This window comes from Aeromonas sp. Lyrl_2, assembly GCF_051948815.1.
GTDB classification, from domain to species: Bacteria; Pseudomonadota; Gammaproteobacteria; order Enterobacterales; family Aeromonadaceae; genus Aeromonas; species Aeromonas veronii.
Genome location: NZ_JAYJLJ010000017.1, coordinates 40,554 through 58,303, shown reverse-complemented (window position 1 = coordinate 58,303; position 17,750 = coordinate 40,554). Strand labels below are relative to the sequence as shown.

The window sequence follows — 17,750 nt, the reverse complement described above, 5'->3', positions numbered from 1 at the left end:
GAGCAGTAGACCGCATTAGGTTCTGGCAAAGAAAAAGCCCGCCAGAAGGCGGGCTTTCAGAGAGCAAGCGCGGGCATCAAATCGCCATCTGCTCGTGCGGCGAGCCGTGGTGGCGCAGCCAGACAAAACTCAGCGCCACGATCAGCACCATCAGGGTCATGATGGTCCCCAGAGTCACCTGACCGGTCATCGGGAAACCGGCCGCCAGCAGGGTCACCACACCGGCACCCAGATTCTGCATACCGCCGAGAATGGCCCCCGCGGTGCCGGCCTGCCCTGGGAAGGGCTCGATGGCACAGGAAGTGGCGGTCGGGTAGAGAATGCCGCTACCGATGAAGTAGACGGCCGCACCACCGACCAGCGAGGCGGCACTCACCACCCCGAACAGCCCCGGTACCAGAATGATGAGGGAGCCGAGCGCCAGAAAGGCGATGCCAAGACGCATCAGTTTGCCCTGAGTCAAACGGAAGCTCAGCTTGGCAGAGAGCCAGGCCCCGAACAGATAGCCGGGCAGCGGCAGCACGAACAACACGCTCACGGTACGGGCGCTCAGTTTCAGCACATCGCCCAGCAGCACACCGGCCGCCGCTTCAAATACCGCGAGTCCCGCAAAGGTCGCCATCAGGCAGAGCAGGTTGCCCTGAAACTTGGGGTTGCCCAGTACATGGCGATAGGCAGCACCGACGCGCAGTGGCTGACGGGCAGCAGCAGGCAGGGTCTCGCCAAACCAGGCCATGATCGCCAGGGTGGCTACGGCACCAAAACCGAACAGGAACCAGTAACCGGCGCGCCAGTTGAACAGCTCGGTCAGCCATCCCCCCAGCACTGGTGCCAGCAGCGGGGAGAAGATCACCCCCATGCTCACCAGACTGTTGGCGCGGTTGAGCTCGGCGCCATTGTAGCGATCGCGCATCACGGTGCGGCTCATGGCGCCACCAGCACCGGTACCCAGCCCCTGAATAAAGCTGCCCACCAGCAGGGCGGCAAAATGGGGGATGACCTGAATGATCAGGGTGCCCACCAGAAATACCATCATGCCGACGATCAGCACCGGACGACGGCCGATGCGATCCGACAGCGGCCCGTAGACAAACTGGGAGAGGCCATAGGGGATCAGGTAACAGGCCATCACCGCCTGCAACTGGCCCGAGGCCACATTGAAGTCCCCCGCCATCATGGGAATGGAGGGGACATAGAGGGTCTGGGTCATCTGGCCCACAGCGACCATCAGAATGGTCAGTAAAAACAACGGATAAAAACTGTGCCGATCCATATCAGTCCCAAAAAACCGAAAAAATGCTGCCGCCTTCTGGCACAAAATGGCCCAGAGGAATCTGATCACAGAGGCTGTGATGCAATCAAAAACAGTGTTGGAAACAGTAGGCGGGGAGCCCGCCAGACCACCGCACAGGACGCTTGGTGGTATGGGGGCATCATAGTGATTCAGCTCACAGAAAACGAACGAATCTTTATAATCGGCTTGCCTTAGTTTTTCTAATATTATGGGGCAATACGCCCCGTCTGCGGTTCAAAATCAACGTGTTACCATCTGTTGTGCCTGTTTGATCAGCTCATCCGGCTGCTCTTTGCGCGGCGGTATGGTGATCCCCTTCTGGCAGGCAGGTTTCTCTGCCATGCGATCCATCCAGGCTTGCAGATGGGGTAACCCCTCGATGGAGATACCGCTCCAGTCATAAATACGCACCCAGGGCCAGGTGGCGATATCGGCGATGCTGTACTCGTCCGCCAGATATTCTTGGTGGGCCAGATGGCTATCGAGCACCTCGAACAGACGGCGCCCCTCCTTCTGGTAACGTTCGATGGCGGCGGGGATCTTCTCGGGGAAATAGCGGTAGAAGACATTGGCCTGCCCCATCATGGGTCCTACCCCGCCCATCTGGAACATCAGCCACTGGATGGCCTGAGAGCGGCGTTTGGGATCAGCGGGCAGCAACTTGCCTGCTTTCTCCGCCAGATAGATGAGGATGGCCCCCGACTCGAATACGGCGAAATCGTCGTTATCCCGATCGACGATAGCCGGAATACGGCCATTTGGGTTGATGGCGAGAAACTCGGGCTTCTTCTGATCCAGTGCCGAGAGATCGAGAGGAATGACCCGATAAGGCAATCCCAGCTCTTCCAGTGCAATGGCCACCTTGAAGCCATTGGGTGTTGCGGCGGTATAAAAGTCGATCATCCTTCACTCCTTCCTTGCTGATTTGATCACATGAAAAACGGAACATCCTGATGCTCGCGATTGCACCAGATATGGTTTTACCATAAAGAGTACGGCGCACTATCTGCCAGTGATGACAGATAGTGCGCCGCTTGCATAGCTTGCCGAGGGGATCAGTTCAAGACGACGGCCGACTTGCGCTGACGCAGCAGGATAAGACGAGAGAGCAGCGGGAAGTAGGATTCCAGCTTGCGCAGCAGCACCCGGCTACACGAGGGGTCTGCCAGCTCAGACTCCTCCAGCACGATGCCGTTGGAGACAAAGTAGAAACGGGGGTCACGCACATCGGGGCCGCAGATGGTGAGATCCTTGTCCCCCTTTCGGATCAACAGCGGCAGTACCGGCAATCCGATGGCATCGTCTTCGCTACGGATAAACCCGGCATCCTGCCAGGGGGTATCGCCATCGATCAGCAGGATCGCCGCTTCGGCCTTGGCCGGTTGCCACTCGGTCAGTGGCGTCACGCTGATGTGGGCAAAATGGTCACCATACTCGGGTGATGACCGCAAAATGGCCAGCAGACCTTCACTGGCGCCTGACACGTTTTGACTCACTAATGACAAATTCATGGCTCATATCCCTATGCTCATGGCAGCCAGTATCCGGCTGCTGCCATAAGACTAGCGCAGATTAGGGCTATATTGGAGCCGTCAGATCTGGCAGTCGCAATCAATTGGTCGTAGGGGGATAACAGTTGCCATCGCACAAAATACTGGTATCATACCGCGTCCTTTTATCCCCCGTTCTTTAACATCCAGTGGTGAACCTATGCATCCGATGCTGAATATCGCCGTGCGCGCTGCGCGCAACGCCGGTCAAGTTGTAGTAAAAGCCTTCTCCCAGCCCGAGAACATTGAGGCTATCCAAAAAGGCAGCAATGACTTCGTGACCAACGTTGACCGTGAAGCTGAAGCGGCCATCATTCACACCATCAAAAAATCTTACCCGGAACACAGCATCGTCGCTGAAGAGTCTGGTGAGATTGCCGGTACCAATCCGGACTACCAATGGATCATTGACCCACTGGATGGCACGACCAACCTGGTCAAAGGCATTCCGCACTTTGCCGTCTCCATCGCCCTGCGCGTCAAGGGCAAGACTGAACAAGCCGTTGTTTACGATCCGATCCGTGACGAGCTGTTTACTGCTACCCGTGGTAGCGGCGCCCAGCTGAACGGCTACCGCATTCGTGTCGGCAAGGCCAAAGAGCTGGCTGGCACCGTGCTGGCGACCGGCTTCCCGTTCAAGCAGAAGCATCACATCGAGCCTTACCTGAAGATGTTCCAGAGCATGTTCATCGAATGTGCCGACATCCGTCGCTCCGGCTCTGCCGCACTGGATCTGGCCTACGTGGCAGCCGGTCGTGTCGACGGTTTCTGGGAAATCGGCCTGAAACCTTGGGACACCGCTGCCGGTGAGCTGCTGGCAAAAGAAGCCGGCGCCATCGTCACCGACTTCGTTGGTGGCCACAACTACGAAAACTCCGGCAACATCGTGGTTGCCAACCCGCGCGTCCTGAAAGAGATGCTGGGCAAGATCCGCGAAGAGCTGCCGGAGTCTCTGGCCAAATAAGCCAGCCTTCGAGCAGACAGATAAAAAAACCGGCGCAAGCCGGTTTTTTTATTGCCGCGATATACCCTGTCAGGGCATTCCAACCAACTGCTTATGCTCTTCTTCCCCGTAGCGCACGCCCCAACAGCTCGCCCCGCTCCCCCTCCCCAAAACAGTTCGTCGCCTTTCTCTCGTTAGCAAATACGCCTTAACCAACCTTTTTGAATATCACCGCACACAGGCCGGGATAAGCACCTAGCCTCCTGTTTGCCCTGACCTTCATCCCCTTGCGAAGAACCCCGACCATCAGGCCTCGTACCCATCGCCAGATAAAAAAACACCCGGCACATGGCCGGGTGTCGTGAGGGCATGCAAAACGCCCCGACTTTTTATGAATGAAGAGGCCGGCGTACGCCAGACCCTTTATCAGGCGAGGCGGAAGCGGCCGATGGTCTGCTTCAGACCCACCGCCAGCTGGCTCAGCTCCAGACAGGCACGGGCAGTATGATCGGCGCCCAGAGCCACCTCGTTGGCGGACTCGTTGATCCGCTCGACGTTGCGGCCCAGCTCGTCGGAGACCGCATCCTGCTCGCCGCAGGCGCTGGCAATCTGGATCGCCATGTCGGCAATCTGGGCGACCGCCTCTTCAATCTGCTGGATGCCGTTGCTGGTCTGCTCGCTCTGATCCACACACTGGCGGATCATCTCGCAGCTCTGGCCAGTCACCTCTTTGGCCTGATTGGCGCGCGCCTGCAGGGTTTCGATGATGGCCACGATCTCGCCGGTCGAGGCCTGGGTACGACCCGCCAGGGTGCGCACCTCGTCGGCCACCACGGCAAAGCCACGGCCTTGCTCGCCGGCGCGGGCCGCTTCGATGGCCGCATTGAGGGCCAGCAGATTGGTCTGCTCGGCGATGCCGCGGATCACATCCACCACCACGTTGATCTGGGCGGATTCACGCTCCAGCTCGGTCACCAGCGTACCGGCCTGCTCGATCTCTTCGGCAACCCGGGTGATGGCCACCAGCGAGCGCTGCACATCCTGATTACCTTTGCGGGCTAAGGTATTAGCCGCACTGGCAGACTCAGAAGTGTGCTCTGTATTGCCCGCCACATCGGCCACAGTGGCCTTCATCTGGGTCATGGCGGTCGCCACCAGCGAGATCTCCTGCTGCTGGCTCTGGATGCCCTTGGCGGACTGCTCGGAGACGGCGCTCACCTCATCGATGGCAGTGCCAAGCTGGGTGACCGCAGCCACCACCTCTTCAATCAGACCGCGCAGGTTGTCCTGCATCTTGAGAGAGGCTTTGGCCAGCATGCCCAGCTCGTCGCGGCCGATGTGCTGACGCTCCAGCTGATGGGTCAGATCGCCGGAGGCAATGGCGTTGGCCTGAGCCACCACGGCTTGCAGCGGCAGGCAGATCTGGCGGGTCAGGAACCAGGTCATCACCACCATGAACACCAGCAGGGCACCGATGCTCACCATGGCAAAGGTGGTCACCATGCTGACGCTGCCAAGCAGGCTGCCACGGTTCTCTTTGACGAAACCGAGGTTCACCTGGATCAGCGAGTTGACCGCCTGCTCCAGTGCCCCGAAGAGCGGGTTGGAGGCAAACAGCTGGGTTTTGGCCTGCTCGTGCTGACCCTGCACCAGCAGCATATCAAACTCGTTTACCGAACGTTGATAAGTGAGCCACTGTTGTTTGGCCAGGTTAAACACCTGGCGCTCGTTATCGGCACCTACGGTCGCCTCGTAGGCACGAAATGCCTCATCAACCTTGCGAATATTCTCCTGAATACGGCCACGACGGGCCTGCAAGTCGGCGGCATCATCCACCATCAGCAGGGCAAACTGGGCCCGACGTACATAAGAGACGTCGTAGAGCAAGGTTTCGACCGAGAGCACGCTCGGCAAAGTGGAGTCGGTAAAATTCAGCACCCGATCGCGCACGCCGCGCAATTCACTGGAGAGAAAAACACCGAAGACAACGTTGACTGCGGCAATAACCGCAAAAACCACGGCAATCTTTTTGCCGATGGAGAGATTCTTGTAAAACATGATTGGCTGTTGATCCTCAACTGCTGACAAGCAGGTAAACAGTAGCGATCACATCCGTATGAGCTGATCCCGGCCATTCCTGACGGGAGATGGAAGGTTGCGAAAGCGGGGGAAGGACGATTTCGCGAGGCGCGCACTCTATCACAATATCGCCTAATCCTTCACCAGATTTCACCAAATGAATGCAAGCAGATTTCCTTCACAACCCGACATTCATCACAAAATATTTATAGCGACCAAATCATTTCAAATAGTTAACCGATAAATGCAATCGAGGCAGTGGCATGGACAAGGGGCCATCAACTCGTTGTAATGACCAACATGACCCGATGGCGGAGCGCCATCCCCCTTCGTTGTAACAATTTGCTGTAACAAGAGGCCCTGTTTATGGATAACAGCTCGTATCTGCCCGCTTCAACCTGGTCTGCCCAGCTGCGTGAACAACTGCAGGCGCGGCCACTTACCGCCCTCGGTCTCTTTATCGCGCTGGCTGCCGTCTTGTTGCTGCTGTTGCAGAGTCTCATCATGCTCGCTACCGGCGAGGTGACCAGCGGCGTGCGCTACGGCCTCATCGGTGGTGCCGCCGGGTTTGCCGCCACCGCCATCGGCGCCCTGCCCGCCCTGTTTCTGCGCTCGGTACCGCAAAAGGTTGAGGACACCATGCTGGGCTTTGCCGCCGGTATGATGCTGGCGGCCAGTGCCTTCTCCCTGCTGCTGCCGGGGCTGGAGGCCGCCGAGGGGATTACCGGCAACGGCTTTAGCGCCGCCGCCGTGGTGGTGGTCGGCATGACCCTCGGGGTACTGTTGATGCTGGGGCTGGATCAGTTCACCCCGCACGAGCATGACAAAACCGGCCCCTGCGGCCCCGGCCATGAGAGCTGCTCCCGGGTCTGGCTGTTCGTCTTTGCCATCGCCCTGCACAACCTGCCGGAGGGGATGGCCATCGGGGTGAGCTTCTCGCAGGGGGATATGTCGGTGGGGCTGCCGCTCACCACCGCCATCGCACTGCAGGATATTCCCGAAGGACTGGCGGTAGCGCTGGCCATGTGCGCCGCCGGTTTTCGCCCCTCGGTGGCGGTGCTGGTCGCCATCGCCAGCGGCCTGCTCGAACCGGTTGGCGCTCTGCTCGGGGTGGGGCTCTCCAGCGGCCTTGCCATCGCCTACCCCATCGGACTTGGGCTCGCCGCCGGCGCCATGCTGTTTGTAGTCTCGCACGAGGTTATCCCGGAGACTCACCGCAACGGTCACCAGACCTATGCCACCCTCGGCCTGATGGCGGGCTTTGCCCTGATGATGACCCTCGATACCGCGCTCGGCTAAAGACACTAGCCCCTCTCTCATCAATGCTTTTTGTCACCTGCGGCGCTCCCATATGGAGCGCTGCACTTCATCTCACCTTTCGCTCGTGCCTCTCGGCGCCGACGCCATCTTTTGTTATGATCTACAGCAACTTAAATTCAGCCACACGGCTATCAAGACGAGGTCAGCAATGAAAGTAGGTATTATCGGCGCCATGGAGCAAGAAGTGGCCCTGCTGCGCAGCCAGATGAGCAACCCCACCACCCTACAACTGGGCGGCTGCGAGTTCTATCAAGGGATGCTGGCAGGCAAAGAGGTGATCCTGACCCGCTCCGGTATCGGTAAGGTCGCCGCCAGCGTGGCCACCAGCCTGCTGCTGGAAAAATTTGCCCCCGACTGCGTCATCAATACCGGCTCTGCAGGCGGTTTTGCCCAGGATCTGCACATCGGTGATGTGGTGATCGCCAGCGAGATGCGTTTCCACGATGTAGACGTGACAGCCTTTGGTTACGAGATGGGCCAGATGGCACAGCAACCTGCCGCCTTCCCCTGCGACGAGAAACTCATCGCGGTCGCTCAGGATTGCATCGCCGAGCAGGGCAAGCACCAGACCAAGGTTGGCCTTATCTGTACCGGCGATCAGTTCATGTGCAAACCGGACGCCATCGCCAAGGCTCGCGCCGACTTCCCGCAGATGCTGGCGGTCGAGATGGAAGGTGCCGCCATCGGTCAGGTGTGCCACATGTTCAAAGTGCCCTATCTGGTGGTGCGCGCCATGTCCGATATCGCCGGCAAGGAACAGGTTGAATCCTTCGATGCCTTCATCGAAGTGGCCGGCAAGCACTCCGCCGAAGTGATTATCAAGATGCTCGGCAAACTGTGATCGAGACCGGCTCGCTTGATTTGATGGCCGACGCCCTCCTCTCGACGACGGCGGCCATTCTGGTGGGGGCGGCCCTACTGGAGGCGGTGATCCCGTGGCCATCCCATCTGCGTCTTTCGGCCGTCACGCCCCTGCTGACCCGGCTTGGGCACAAGGTACACAGACCCGATGGTTCACCCGGCCAGCAAATGCAGGCCGGCCTGCTGGCAATGCTGGTAGTCTGGCTCCCCTGCGCCGCCGGGCTCTGGTCGCTGCGCAATCTGGCCCTGAGCGAGCCAGTCTTCGACCTGCTGTTCCTGCTGCTGATGCTCGAATCCCGCCCGCTGCGCGAACTCGCCCATGCCACCCGCTCGCTCGCCACCCAGGAGACCCTGCCGCTGGCGAGATTGCAGGCGACACCCTGGCTCAAGCGGGAGACTGGCAAACTCTCGGCCATGGGGCTCGCCAAAGCGGTGACGGAGAGCTGCGCACTGCGTCTGGTCGGCCAATGGGCTGGCCCGTTGCTGGGATTTGCCCTGGCCGGCGTACAGGGCGCCCTGCTCTGGCGGCTGGTGCAGCTGATGAATCAAAGCTGGTGTCGCAAAGACCCCGCCTTCGACCACTTTGGTCGCGCCGCCAGCGCCCTCTATCAGGGGCTCAATGCCTCCGTCATTTTGCTGCTGGGGCTGCCACTGCTGGCAAGCCGTCTCAAACAGGCCGCACAGCTGCTGCGAAGTGGCGCGCTCTGGCCCTATCCCGCCATGGGGATGCTGCTCACTCTGCTGGTAGATAAGTGCCAGATCCGCCTTGGTGGCCCTCGCTACTATCAGGGGGCTCTCCAGCGCTGGCCCGTCATCGGCACGGGTGCTGAGCCAGATAGCGAGACACCGCGCAAGGTACTCAACATTCTGCAAGGGTGCGGCTGGGGCTGGTTGATACTGGCGCTGGTTGTCACGGTAGCGTGGTTATTTCATGGGTAGAGTGTTGCGCTTGCCTGTCTGGCTGCCCTGCGTGCTGCTTGCCTGGTTGCCCGGTGTGCTGCTGGCCGCAACGCCGACCCGTGTGGTGAGCGTTGTTCCCCACCTGACCGAGTTGCTCTACGAGATTGGCGCCGGCGACAAACTGGTGGCCATCGACGATGCCTCAGACTATCCCCCCGAGGTCAAAACCAAGCCCAAGATAGCGAATTATCGCAGCATCAACGTCGAGGCTGTGCTGGCGCAAAAGCCGGATCTCATTCTCGGCTGGCGCTCGGCTCAATCACGGATGCTGGCCCCGTTGGAGCAGCTGGGTATCCCGGTTTTCTACTCTGAGCCTACCGATTTTGCCTCGCTGGCTACCGAGATGCGGGCGCTGGGCAAATTGCTGGGGGTGGAAAAGAGCGCCAACGAAGCCGCCGATCGCTATCTGGCACGCCTGCATGACTTGGAGCAGCGTTATGGTCAGCCAACCGGCGTCAAGGTGTTCTACCAGCTCTGGTACCCGCCGCTCACCAGCGTGAGCGGCAACGCCTGGCCCGCTCAGGCCATCGAGCTCTGCGGCGGAGTCAACGTCATGAGCAATGCCAGAACACCCTATCCTCAGGTGAATATTGAACAAGTCATCAGGGCCAACCCAGCGCTGATCCTGGCCGGGAGTCAAGATCCTGACGCCCTGAGTCACTGGCAGCAGTGGCCAAACCTTGATGCGGTGAAACATCACCAACTGATGCTGGTCAACTCCGATGAGCTGCACCGATTCACCCCAAGAGCCCTCAATGCGGTGGAGGATATATGCAGCACGCTCGCCAGCGCTAGCGTGGTGAGGATTAACCCCAAAAGAACCATTCAGATCACATCAACCAATCAGCGTCTGCAAATGGCACAGAAAGTGCTTTAGAATTTTTCAAATACCAACCTCATCATGGGGCACCATCATGTTCAATGGAAAAACAATTCTGGTTACCGGTGGCACTGGGTCATTTGGCAAAAAGTTTATTGCAACCGTGCTATCACGTTACCAACCTGCACGACTGATCGTCTACTCCCGTGATGAACTCAAGCAGTTTGAAATGCAGCAGCGTTTCAATGATCCCTGCATGCGTTACTTTATCGGCGATGTGCGCGATGGTGAACGCCTCGATATGGCGATGCGCGATGTCAATTTCGTGGTACATGCCGCTGCGCTCAAGCAAGTACCTGCAGGCGAATACAACCCGATGGAGTGCATCAAGACCAACGTTGGAGGAGCCGAAAACGTCATCAAGGCTGCACTCAACAATGGTGTCCAGAAGGTTATCGCACTCTCGACCGACAAGGCTGCCAACCCGATCAACCTTTACGGGGCTACCAAGCTCTGCTCTGACAAGCTCTTTGTCGCCGCCAACAATATGGCGGGCAAGAATCCGACCATCTTCTCGGTGGTCCGTTATGGCAACGTGGTCGGCTCAAGGGGCTCAGTAGTTCCCTTCTTCGACAATCTGATCAAAAGTGGGGCTGATACGCTACCTATCACCCATCCCGAGATGACACGCTTCTGGCTGACCTTGCAACAGGGGGTGGAGTTCGTGCTGACCAACTTTGTCCGCATGAAGGGAGGAGAAGTGTTCGTTCCCAAGATCCCGTCCGTGCGCATCACGGATCTTGCCAGCGCCATGGCCCCCGAGTTGCCCCAAGATATCATCGGCATACGCCCGGGTGAGAAACTGCATGAGGTGATGTGCCCTGCCGATGACTCCTACCATACTTATGAGTTCAAGGACTACTACGTCATAGCCCCAAGCATTAACTTCAATCACCGTAGTGATGACTTCTCTATCAGTGCCATAGGAGAGCAAGGTTGCAGCGTGCCTATAGGATTTGAATACAACTCTCTCAATAATCCCGTATTCATGTCCCAGACTGAGTTGCAACAGCTCAACAAGGAGGTATTGGCAGAATGATCCCCTATGGTAAACAAGACATATCGGCAACAGATATAGCAGCAGTCAATGCAGTGCTAAGCTCCGACTTCTTGACTCAAGGCCCGAAAGTCGCCGAATTCGAGCTGGCACTTTGTGCCTACACAGGGGCTAGGTACTGTCTGGTGGTCGCAAGCGGTACAGCGGCCTTGCATCTGGCAGTCGCAGCGATGGAATTACCCGAAGGTAGCGAAGGGATCACGACACCTAATACCTTTGTCGCCACGGCCAATAGCATGGCTTACTGTGGTATCAAGCCTGTATTCGCCGATATAGATCCCATCAGCTATAACCTATCCCCCAGCTCAGTATCGGCCCGTATTACTCCAACCACTCGGTTACTCAGCCCTGTTCATTTTGCAGGCCAACCTGCAGACATGCCGGCTCTTGCCCTCATCGCCAAACGACATGGTCTAAAAATCATCGAGGATGCAGCCCATGCAATTGGTTCCTGCTACTCCGACGGCAGTCCAGTTGGCAATTGCCTTTATTCGGATGCCACAGTGTTTTCATTCCATCCAGTCAAAACGATCACAAGTGGCGAAGGAGGGGCCGTGATGACCAATGATCCTGTGTTGTATCAGCGCATGTTGCGGCTACGCAACCATGGCATTACCAAAGATCCAGCTCTGCTCAGCCAACAACCGGGGCCTTGGTATCACGAAATGCAGACGCTTGGCTGGCATTACCGCATGACAGACATGCAGGCGGCCCTAGGCTTAAGCCAGTTGCAACGCCTAGACCTGTTCAAGGCCCGCCGCCGTACCCTAGTAGCGCAATATAACCAGGCACTGGCAGAACTTCCTTGGCTTAAGATTCCTCAGGAAATGGAGGGGCTCTCCTCTTGTTTCCATCTCTATGTAGTAGAAATCGATTATGCAGCAATTGGTAAGAACCGCAGCCAAGTCATGGCTTCATTGATGGCTGACGGCATTGGCACTCAGGTTCACTATATTCCTGTGTATCATCATCCTTGGTATCGTGAGCAATATGGAGACAAAATAGGATCATGTCCGGTAGCAGAGCGTTATTATCAGCATTGTCTCTCTTTGCCCCTCTATTTCACTCTGAGTGACGAAGAGCAGAGCCACGTGATCCAAGCTATACAACGCTTGGTTCGCTAGTCAGAAAATACAGTGTATAACTCTCGACAGCCCGATTTCGATGACATGGAAACACCTATGACCACAGCACAGACCCTGGCCATCATTCCTGCACGGGGAGGCAGCAAACGCATTCCAGGTAAGAATATCCGTCCCTTTGCTGGTGTCCCTATGATTGTGCATTCAATTAGAGCTGCACAGGACGCGGGCTGTTTTGATCAAATCATCGTCTCAACCGATGATGAGCAGATCGCAGACATAGCCCACAAACATGGGGCCAGTGTGCCATTTATCCGCCCTCCGGAATTGGCAGATGACCATGCAGGAACCCAAGAAGTGATCGCACACGCCATCAACTGGGCCATCTCACAAGGATGGCAAGTCGGTTCAGTGTGCTGTCTTTATGCAACGGCGCCTTTCGTGCGTGCAGATGATCTAAGCACTGGCCTAAGAATGCTTGAGGGAAGCCATCAGCATTTTGTTTTTAGTGCCGGTACGTTTGATTACTCTCCTTACAGAGGGTTTGTACAATCTGGTGATGGTGTCGAAATGCTTTTTCCCGAACATTTTCCCACCCGCACTCAGGACCTTCCTCTGGTTTTACATGACGCAGGACAATTTTATTGGGGTACCCAAAATGCTTGGCTCGAAAGTAATATTCTGTTCAGCCGTCTGGCTACACCACTGATATTACCACGTCATCTGGTTATAGATATCGATACGCCAGAGGATTGGCATCAGGCTGAACTTATGTGGCAACTTCAAAAACAGCAAGGTTTTATGATATGACAACATCATCTCGAAAAGTACTGGTCGTTGCCGCACACCCTGATGATGAAGTTTTGGGATGCGGAGCAACAATTGCTAACCATAGCGAGCGAGGCGACCAAGTATCGGTTCTTATTATGGCTGAAGGAGCAACGTCTAGACTCTCCAAACGGGAACGCTCGGTGGTAATGATGGAGTTAACAGAGCTGAATAACGCGGCACAGATAGCAAATAGAATTCTAGGTGTAAGGAGACTCAACTTACTAGACTTTCCAGATAACCGGATGGACAGTGTCGATCTGCTTGATATAATTAAAGTTATCGAAACCGAGATAAATGAGTGGCAACCAGATATTGTTTATACCCATCATGTTGGTGATGTGAATATAGATCATAGAGTAATACATGATGCCGTTATTGCAGCTACCCGCCCCTTACCGGGGAAAAAACTCCACACTGTTCTCTTTTTTGAGATTGCATCAAGTACAGAATGGCGCCCAGCGGCATCTGCTTATCTCTTCTCACCCAATTGGTTCGTCGACATTACACCACACTGGCAGAAAAAAAAACTAGCTCTCGAGGCATATTATTCAGAAATGCACGCCTACCCACATCCTCGATCACTTGAAGCTATTGAATACTTAGCTAAATGGCGCGGGGCCTCTGTTGGATATCATTATGCCGAGGCTTTCATGCTTGGCCGCCATATATTAGGTGCCTAATGATTGTATTTCGTGCCGACGCATCAATGAGCTTAGGATATGGGCATGTTATGCGCAGTCTTGCACTTGCTGATGCATTTAAGAAATTAGGGGAAAAATCTGTTTTTATTTTTTCCCAAAATGGAGATGCTCTCTGTAAAGAGGTGGCTAAAAAGGGGCATGAATATAAAATATTGAGCGATTCATCTCTGCATTATTTTGGTGAAAGCGAGCAAGCTGATGCCTATGCTACGTTATCTAACCTATCGACCTCAACGAAACTTGTGGTACTCGATCATTACCTGTTGGGTATGGATTGGGAAGAGATAATTACTACATCCGAAATTGCGTTACTAGCAATAGATGATATTTTTCGCCCCCATTGCAGCCAGTTTTTGCTAGACCAGAATATCATTAAAAATGAAAATTTATACGTAAATGATATATCAAAAGATTGTACCTGTTTCTTAGGCCCTCGCTATGCCCTATTGTCAGAATCCTTCCGACATCTCCGACATCGTGTAAAAATAAGAAGCAAGCTGGAAAAAATAATTATTTTCTTTGGTGGCACAGATCCAAATAATGAAACGGAAAAAGCTCTGCTAGGGGTATTGGCTACAAATAAAGACTTCAAAATAGACGTAGTTATTGGTGGTAATAACCCACATCGAAACCGGTTATTGAAATTATGTAGTTCAATGCATACTACACTGCATATACAAACTCCACATATGGCTAGGCTGATGCTCGATGCAGACCTTGCCATTGGGGCTGGAGGAAGTGCATCTTGGGAACGTTGTTGTATGGGGCTACCTGCGTTGATTAGCACTCTGGCGGATAATCAGGTTACCATTGCAGCAACATTGCATGAATCGGGTGCAGCACTCAATTTAGGCATGGCAGATAACCTCACTGCCACAGATTATCGCATTGCAGTTGAACAACTTGATCGCAACCTAATGAATAATATGTCCGCAGCGGCTATGTCAATTACCGATGGTAATGGAGCATGCTATGTAGCATCATCGATTATATCTATTCTGGAGAAGATGAAATGACAGTGGATATCAACACTCTATTTTCTAAAAATTTTATTGAGAATAATAGAGCTCCGTATATCATACTTGAGGCAGGTATTAATCATAATGGTGATATCAATATTGCAAAAAAAATGATCTCTGTCGCTAAAGCAGTGGGAGCTAGTGCTATTAAATTTCAAACATTCAAAGCTGATGAATTTGTCGGCGATCCTGAGTTGCTCTTCACCTACAGCTCGCAGGGTAAAAAAGTGACTGAGTCAATGCTCGATATGTTTCGTCGCTATGAATTTTCAGTAGCAGAATGGTATAGCATAAAAAATTTCTGTGATGAGAAAAAAATAACATTTTTATCTACACCGCAAAATGTTACTGATATGGAGTTGCTCCTTCAACTAGGTGTTTCTGCGCTGAAAGTTGGCTCCGATGACTTTACCAATATTCCCTTGCTTAAGCAGTATAGTGCTACTGGATTACCACTTCTAATCTCTTGTGGAATGGCTAATCTTGGGGAAGTTTATCAGGCTCTTGATGTTACAGGTGCAATGGAAGGTAAACCTGTCGTATTAATGCTATGCACTTCTCAATACCCGACACCAGTAACTGATGTAAATCTGAGTAAATTAAAAACTCTAGCAGCAGCGTTCCCAAATTTAGTATTGGGATTTTCAGATCATACCCAAGGGCCCTTGGCCGCCGCCATCGCATATGGTTTAGGCGCTGTAGTATTCGAGAAGCACTTCACACTCGATCATCAATTACCGGGCCCTGACCATTGGTTTTCAGAGGATCCAAAGGGGGCGCAGGAATGGGTATCAGCGATCAGAGACGCTCACCTGATGCTTGGCTCTCCTCTTATAAGACCTACGATTGCAGAGCAAGATATGAAAGTATTGGCTCGCCGAAGCATTACTACATTAAAAGACATTACGCCAGGTGAGATACTCAATAATATAAACATCGGATTGCGCAGACCTGGTAATGGGCTATCACCAATTCACCTCGACGATGTGCTGGGGAGAGTGGCAAAACACCGTCTTCAGAAGGGCACTTTACTTTCTTGGGAAGACATATCATGATGAAGCAAGATGAATACAAGCAGCATTTTTATGATTTGACTGCTTTCAAAGACAATCCTTACCATCCCTTAGTGTGGATATTAGGTACTCCTGACATTGGAGAAAATGTTTATATCGGTGCCTTTAGCGAAGTTAATGCTACAGGTGCTAACGTTGTAATTGGTGCTCATTGCGATATTGCATCCTTTGTTACTATTAACTGCGCAGATTCTCACTTAAAGTGTATTGAGCTAGCAAACACTATTGATAGAAAAGATATTACATTGGAAAATAATGTCTTTGTGGGATCCCATTGCGTAATAAAAGGGGGGGTCTACATAGGGCATCATTCTGTCGTTGCTGCCGGTACTATTGTTGATACTGGCTATATTCCTCCATACTCATTAGTAATTGGTAACCCTATGATTGTAAAAGAAGGTTACTATTTGAAAGAGATCGAAAAAAATGATCCCGCATAATAGGCCGACTCTTGGTTATGAGGAGTCTCAAGCAGCAGCTAGAGTATTAGCATCTGGCTGGATTGCACAAGGAGAAGAGGTCTTAGCTTTAGAGCAAGAGTTTGGTGACTATATAAATTTGCCAGCAGAAAATATTGTCGCTGTCAGTAGTGGCTCTGCCGCACTTTATATGGCATTAGCGATAGCAAATGCCAAAAATAGATATATATCTGCCTCGGCCTACTCATGCCGATCAATATTAAATGCGATACAGTTATCTGGTGGCATACCCAATTTCTTGGATATCGAAGAAGTAGTAGTAAACGCATCATTAAAAAAAAGCAATGCAGACATTTATGTCATCGCCCATATGTTTGGCCTCCCAGACTTGAGCGTGGATAAAGAAAGAAGCTATTTTTTAATTGAAGATGCCGCACAAGCCCTTGGCGCCAAGATAAAAAATATACAGGTGGGCCTTTTCGGAGATATCGGTGTGTTTTCGCTCGGTGCAACTAAAATGATAACGAGTGGTGGGCAAGGTGGTATTGTAATATCGAGGAATAGTGATATCTCCAATATGGCAAGAAAAATGAGAGATTATGACTCAATTTTAGATGCCATACCAAGATTTAACTTTCAGATGACAGATATTCAGGCAGCTATCGCCAGAGAGCAATTAAAAAAATTGCCTGAATTTATTTTTCGTCGCGCCAGTATATTTAAAAAATATCAGGAGGCAGGTCTTCCTATTATTGACAGTATAAGTAAATACGTGACACCGGTGAGGTTTAGAGCCGTGATGTTCATTGATAGTACAAAGGTCATATCCTGTCAAAATGCTTTGCTTGAAAATGGTATCAGATCCATAGTACCAGTCAAAGAGGATGAACTGCTTACCACAAATACATTGGTACCTAATGCAGCTGATTTAAGCAAAAAGACACTCTCAATACCTATCTACCCTTCCCTTTCAGATAATGACGTCAATAAAATCATTTCTGTCTGTACGAGGGCACTAAAATTATGATCATCAGCATCCATCAACCCGCATATCTACCTTGGCTAGGATACATAGAACGTATCAAGAAGAGCGACGCATTTATATTTCTCGACACGGTGCAATTTGAAAAAAATAGTTTTACCAACCGAAATTTAATTAAGGGGGCCAATGGCCCATACTGGCTAACTATCCCTGTCAAAAAAAAGGGCCACTTAAGCAAAAGTCTATTAGATATAGAAATTTCAAGAGATATAGACTGGCGAAAAAATCATCTAATGTCTATCAAAAGCAGCTACTCGAAAGCCGCTTTATTTCATGAAAAATATGAAAAGATATGTAATGTTTATAACAATAATGAGACTCTCCTTGCCGATCTGTGCTTTAACCATCTATTATTTTGGCTAGATGAACTAAATATTAAAACAAAAATAATCAGGTCTTCATCACTGAACATTTCATCAAAAAAGTCAGATCTTATCTTAGATATCTGCCAAGAAGTAGGTGCAACGACCTATCTTTCTGGCCCTATGGGAAAAAATTATCTGGAAGAAAGTGATTTCATCTCGAATGGGATAAAATTGAATTATCATTATTTTGAGCCAGCCCCCTACCCACAATTGTTTGGTTCCTTTATCCCCTTCATGGGCATTGTTGATTACTGGTTCAATATTAAATAGAGGA

At 52.6% G+C, this 17,750-nt stretch carries 18 protein-coding genes; 14 read left to right on the top strand and 4 right to left on the bottom strand.

The genetic code is table 11. The features are described 5' to 3' along the window. Positions 1-76 precede the first annotated feature (76 nt). The 3 genes from emrD to VF684_RS15175 all read right to left on the bottom strand — a co-directional run bounded on the left by emrD (position 77) and on the right by VF684_RS15175 (position 2,805). On the bottom strand, positions 77-1,273 hold the full coding sequence (emrD, locus tag VF684_RS15185; protein ID WP_040067235.1) for a multidrug efflux MFS transporter EmrD: 1,197 nt from the start codon (positions 1,271-1,273) through the stop codon (positions 77-79). Between the two features lie 261 nt (positions 1,274-1,534). Continuing rightward, positions 1,535-2,197 carry a glutathione S-transferase family protein gene (locus VF684_RS15180; RefSeq protein ID WP_118853671.1) on the bottom strand — a complete coding sequence of 221 codons (663 nt, stop codon included), beginning with the start codon at positions 2,195-2,197 and terminating at the stop codon, positions 1,535-1,537. Between the two features lie 152 nt (positions 2,198-2,349). Next, positions 2,350-2,805, bottom strand: a complete 456-nt coding sequence (locus VF684_RS15175; protein ID WP_440174331.1) for a hypothetical protein — start codon at positions 2,803-2,805, stop codon at positions 2,350-2,352. 199 nt (positions 2,806-3,004) lie between these two features. On the opposite strand from VF684_RS15175, the gene suhB reads away from it, so the two are divergent. Continuing rightward, a complete protein-coding gene (gene suhB / locus VF684_RS15170) occupies positions 3,005-3,808 on the top strand; it encodes an inositol-1-monophosphatase (RefSeq protein ID WP_021230872.1) in 804 nt (267 codons plus the stop codon). A gap of 405 nt (positions 3,809-4,213) precedes the next feature. Here the strand turns inward: suhB and VF684_RS15165 are convergent, their stop codons facing one another. Then, positions 4,214-5,845, bottom strand: a complete 1,632-nt coding sequence (locus VF684_RS15165; RefSeq protein ID WP_106843011.1) for a methyl-accepting chemotaxis protein — start codon at positions 5,843-5,845, stop codon at positions 4,214-4,216. Positions 5,846-6,232: 387 nt separating this feature from the next. Between VF684_RS15165 and VF684_RS15160 the strand changes: the two genes are divergently transcribed. The 13 genes from VF684_RS15160 to VF684_RS15100 all read left to right on the top strand — a co-directional run bounded on the left by VF684_RS15160 (position 6,233) and on the right by VF684_RS15100 (position 17,746). Further along, the gene (locus VF684_RS15160; protein WP_019446013.1) at positions 6,233-7,165 is read left to right on the top strand and encodes a ZIP family metal transporter; all 933 of its coding nucleotides are present in this window, start codon (positions 6,233-6,235) and stop codon (positions 7,163-7,165) included. A 169-nt stretch (positions 7,166-7,334) separates the two neighbouring features. Next, the gene (mtnN, locus tag VF684_RS15155; protein ID WP_040067225.1) at positions 7,335-8,027 is read left to right on the top strand and encodes a 5'-methylthioadenosine/S-adenosylhomocysteine nucleosidase; all 693 of its coding nucleotides are present in this window, start codon (positions 7,335-7,337) and stop codon (positions 8,025-8,027) included. After that, positions 8,024-8,986 carry a cobalamin biosynthesis protein gene (locus VF684_RS15150; RefSeq protein ID WP_149152660.1) on the top strand — a complete coding sequence of 321 codons (963 nt, stop codon included), beginning with the start codon at positions 8,024-8,026 and terminating at the stop codon, positions 8,984-8,986. The genes mtnN and VF684_RS15150 overlap by 4 nt, the downstream gene beginning before the upstream one ends. Continuing rightward, positions 8,979-9,884, top strand: a complete 906-nt coding sequence (locus tag VF684_RS15145; protein ID WP_234933914.1) for a cobalamin-binding protein — start codon at positions 8,979-8,981, stop codon at positions 9,882-9,884. The genes VF684_RS15150 and VF684_RS15145 overlap by 8 nt, the downstream gene beginning before the upstream one ends. Positions 9,885-9,921: 37 nt before the next feature. Further along, on the top strand, positions 9,922-10,926 hold the full coding sequence (pseB, locus tag VF684_RS15140; protein ID WP_149152659.1) for a UDP-N-acetylglucosamine 4,6-dehydratase (inverting): 1,005 nt from the start codon (positions 9,922-9,924) through the stop codon (positions 10,924-10,926). Continuing rightward, positions 10,923-12,068, top strand: a complete 1,146-nt coding sequence (pseC, locus tag VF684_RS15135; protein ID WP_149152658.1) for a UDP-4-amino-4,6-dideoxy-N-acetyl-beta-L-altrosamine transaminase — start codon at positions 10,923-10,925, stop codon at positions 12,066-12,068. The genes pseB and pseC overlap by 4 nt, the downstream gene beginning before the upstream one ends. A 57-nt stretch (positions 12,069-12,125) precedes the next feature. Further along, positions 12,126-12,836, top strand: a complete 711-nt coding sequence (pseF, locus tag VF684_RS15130; RefSeq protein WP_149152657.1) for a pseudaminic acid cytidylyltransferase — start codon at positions 12,126-12,128, stop codon at positions 12,834-12,836. After that, complete coding sequence (locus VF684_RS15125) at positions 12,833-13,537, top strand: PIG-L deacetylase family protein (RefSeq protein WP_149152656.1); 705 nt, start codon at positions 12,833-12,835, stop codon at positions 13,535-13,537. The genes pseF and VF684_RS15125 overlap by 4 nt, the downstream gene beginning before the upstream one ends. Beyond that, positions 13,537-14,574 (top strand): UDP-2,4-diacetamido-2,4,6-trideoxy-beta-L-altropyranose hydrolase, encoded by a 1,038-nt coding sequence (gene pseG / locus VF684_RS15120; protein ID WP_206829729.1) that lies wholly within the window; start codon positions 13,537-13,539, stop codon positions 14,572-14,574. The genes VF684_RS15125 and pseG overlap by 1 nt, the downstream gene beginning before the upstream one ends. Further along, positions 14,571-15,632, top strand: a complete 1,062-nt coding sequence (locus VF684_RS15115; RefSeq protein WP_182927675.1) for an N-acetylneuraminate synthase family protein — start codon at positions 14,571-14,573, stop codon at positions 15,630-15,632. The genes pseG and VF684_RS15115 overlap by 4 nt, the downstream gene beginning before the upstream one ends. Continuing rightward, the gene (locus VF684_RS15110) at positions 15,629-16,090 is read left to right on the top strand and encodes an acyltransferase (protein ID WP_197971287.1); all 462 of its coding nucleotides are present in this window, start codon (positions 15,629-15,631) and stop codon (positions 16,088-16,090) included. The genes VF684_RS15115 and VF684_RS15110 overlap by 4 nt, the downstream gene beginning before the upstream one ends. Then, a complete protein-coding gene (locus VF684_RS15105) occupies positions 16,077-17,096 on the top strand; it encodes a DegT/DnrJ/EryC1/StrS family aminotransferase (protein WP_149152653.1) in 1,020 nt (339 codons plus the stop codon). The genes VF684_RS15110 and VF684_RS15105 overlap by 14 nt, the downstream gene beginning before the upstream one ends. Next, on the top strand, positions 17,093-17,746 hold the full coding sequence (locus VF684_RS15100) for a WbqC family protein (RefSeq protein ID WP_149152652.1): 654 nt from the start codon (positions 17,093-17,095) through the stop codon (positions 17,744-17,746). The genes VF684_RS15105 and VF684_RS15100 overlap by 4 nt, the downstream gene beginning before the upstream one ends. Positions 17,747-17,750: the final 4 nt, after the last annotated feature.

Bases quoted from the DNA above. Each gene is read 5' to 3' on its own strand.
- emrD (WP_040067235.1), bottom strand. From the start codon at position 1,273: ATGGATCGGCACAGTTTTTATCCGTTGTTTTTACTGACCATTCTGATG.
- VF684_RS15180 (WP_118853671.1), bottom strand. From the start codon at position 2,197: ATGATCGACTTTTATACCGCCGCAACACCCAATGGCTTCAAGGTGGCC.
- VF684_RS15175 (WP_440174331.1), bottom strand. From the start codon at position 2,805: ATGAATTTGTCATTAGTGAGTCAAAACGTGTCAGGCGCCAGTGAAGGT.
- suhB (WP_021230872.1), top strand. From the start codon at position 3,005: ATGCATCCGATGCTGAATATCGCCGTGCGCGCTGCGCGCAACGCCGGT.
- VF684_RS15165 (WP_106843011.1), bottom strand. From the start codon at position 5,845: ATGTTTTACAAGAATCTCTCCATCGGCAAAAAGATTGCCGTGGTTTTT.
- VF684_RS15160 (WP_019446013.1), top strand. From the start codon at position 6,233: ATGGATAACAGCTCGTATCTGCCCGCTTCAACCTGGTCTGCCCAGCTG.
- mtnN (WP_040067225.1), top strand. From the start codon at position 7,335: ATGAAAGTAGGTATTATCGGCGCCATGGAGCAAGAAGTGGCCCTGCTG.
- VF684_RS15145 (WP_234933914.1), top strand. From the start codon at position 8,979: ATGGGTAGAGTGTTGCGCTTGCCTGTCTGGCTGCCCTGCGTGCTGCTT.
- pseB (WP_149152659.1), top strand. From the start codon at position 9,922: ATGTTCAATGGAAAAACAATTCTGGTTACCGGTGGCACTGGGTCATTT.
- pseC (WP_149152658.1), top strand. From the start codon at position 10,923: ATGATCCCCTATGGTAAACAAGACATATCGGCAACAGATATAGCAGCA.
- pseF (WP_149152657.1), top strand. From the start codon at position 12,126: ATGACCACAGCACAGACCCTGGCCATCATTCCTGCACGGGGAGGCAGC.
- VF684_RS15125 (WP_149152656.1), top strand. From the start codon at position 12,833: ATGACAACATCATCTCGAAAAGTACTGGTCGTTGCCGCACACCCTGAT.
- pseG (WP_206829729.1), top strand. From the start codon at position 13,537: ATGATTGTATTTCGTGCCGACGCATCAATGAGCTTAGGATATGGGCAT.
- VF684_RS15115 (WP_182927675.1), top strand. From the start codon at position 14,571: ATGACAGTGGATATCAACACTCTATTTTCTAAAAATTTTATTGAGAAT.
- VF684_RS15110 (WP_197971287.1), top strand. From the start codon at position 15,629: ATGATGAAGCAAGATGAATACAAGCAGCATTTTTATGATTTGACTGCT.
- VF684_RS15105 (WP_149152653.1), top strand. From the start codon at position 16,077: ATGATCCCGCATAATAGGCCGACTCTTGGTTATGAGGAGTCTCAAGCA.
- VF684_RS15100 (WP_149152652.1), top strand. From the start codon at position 17,093: ATGATCATCAGCATCCATCAACCCGCATATCTACCTTGGCTAGGATAC.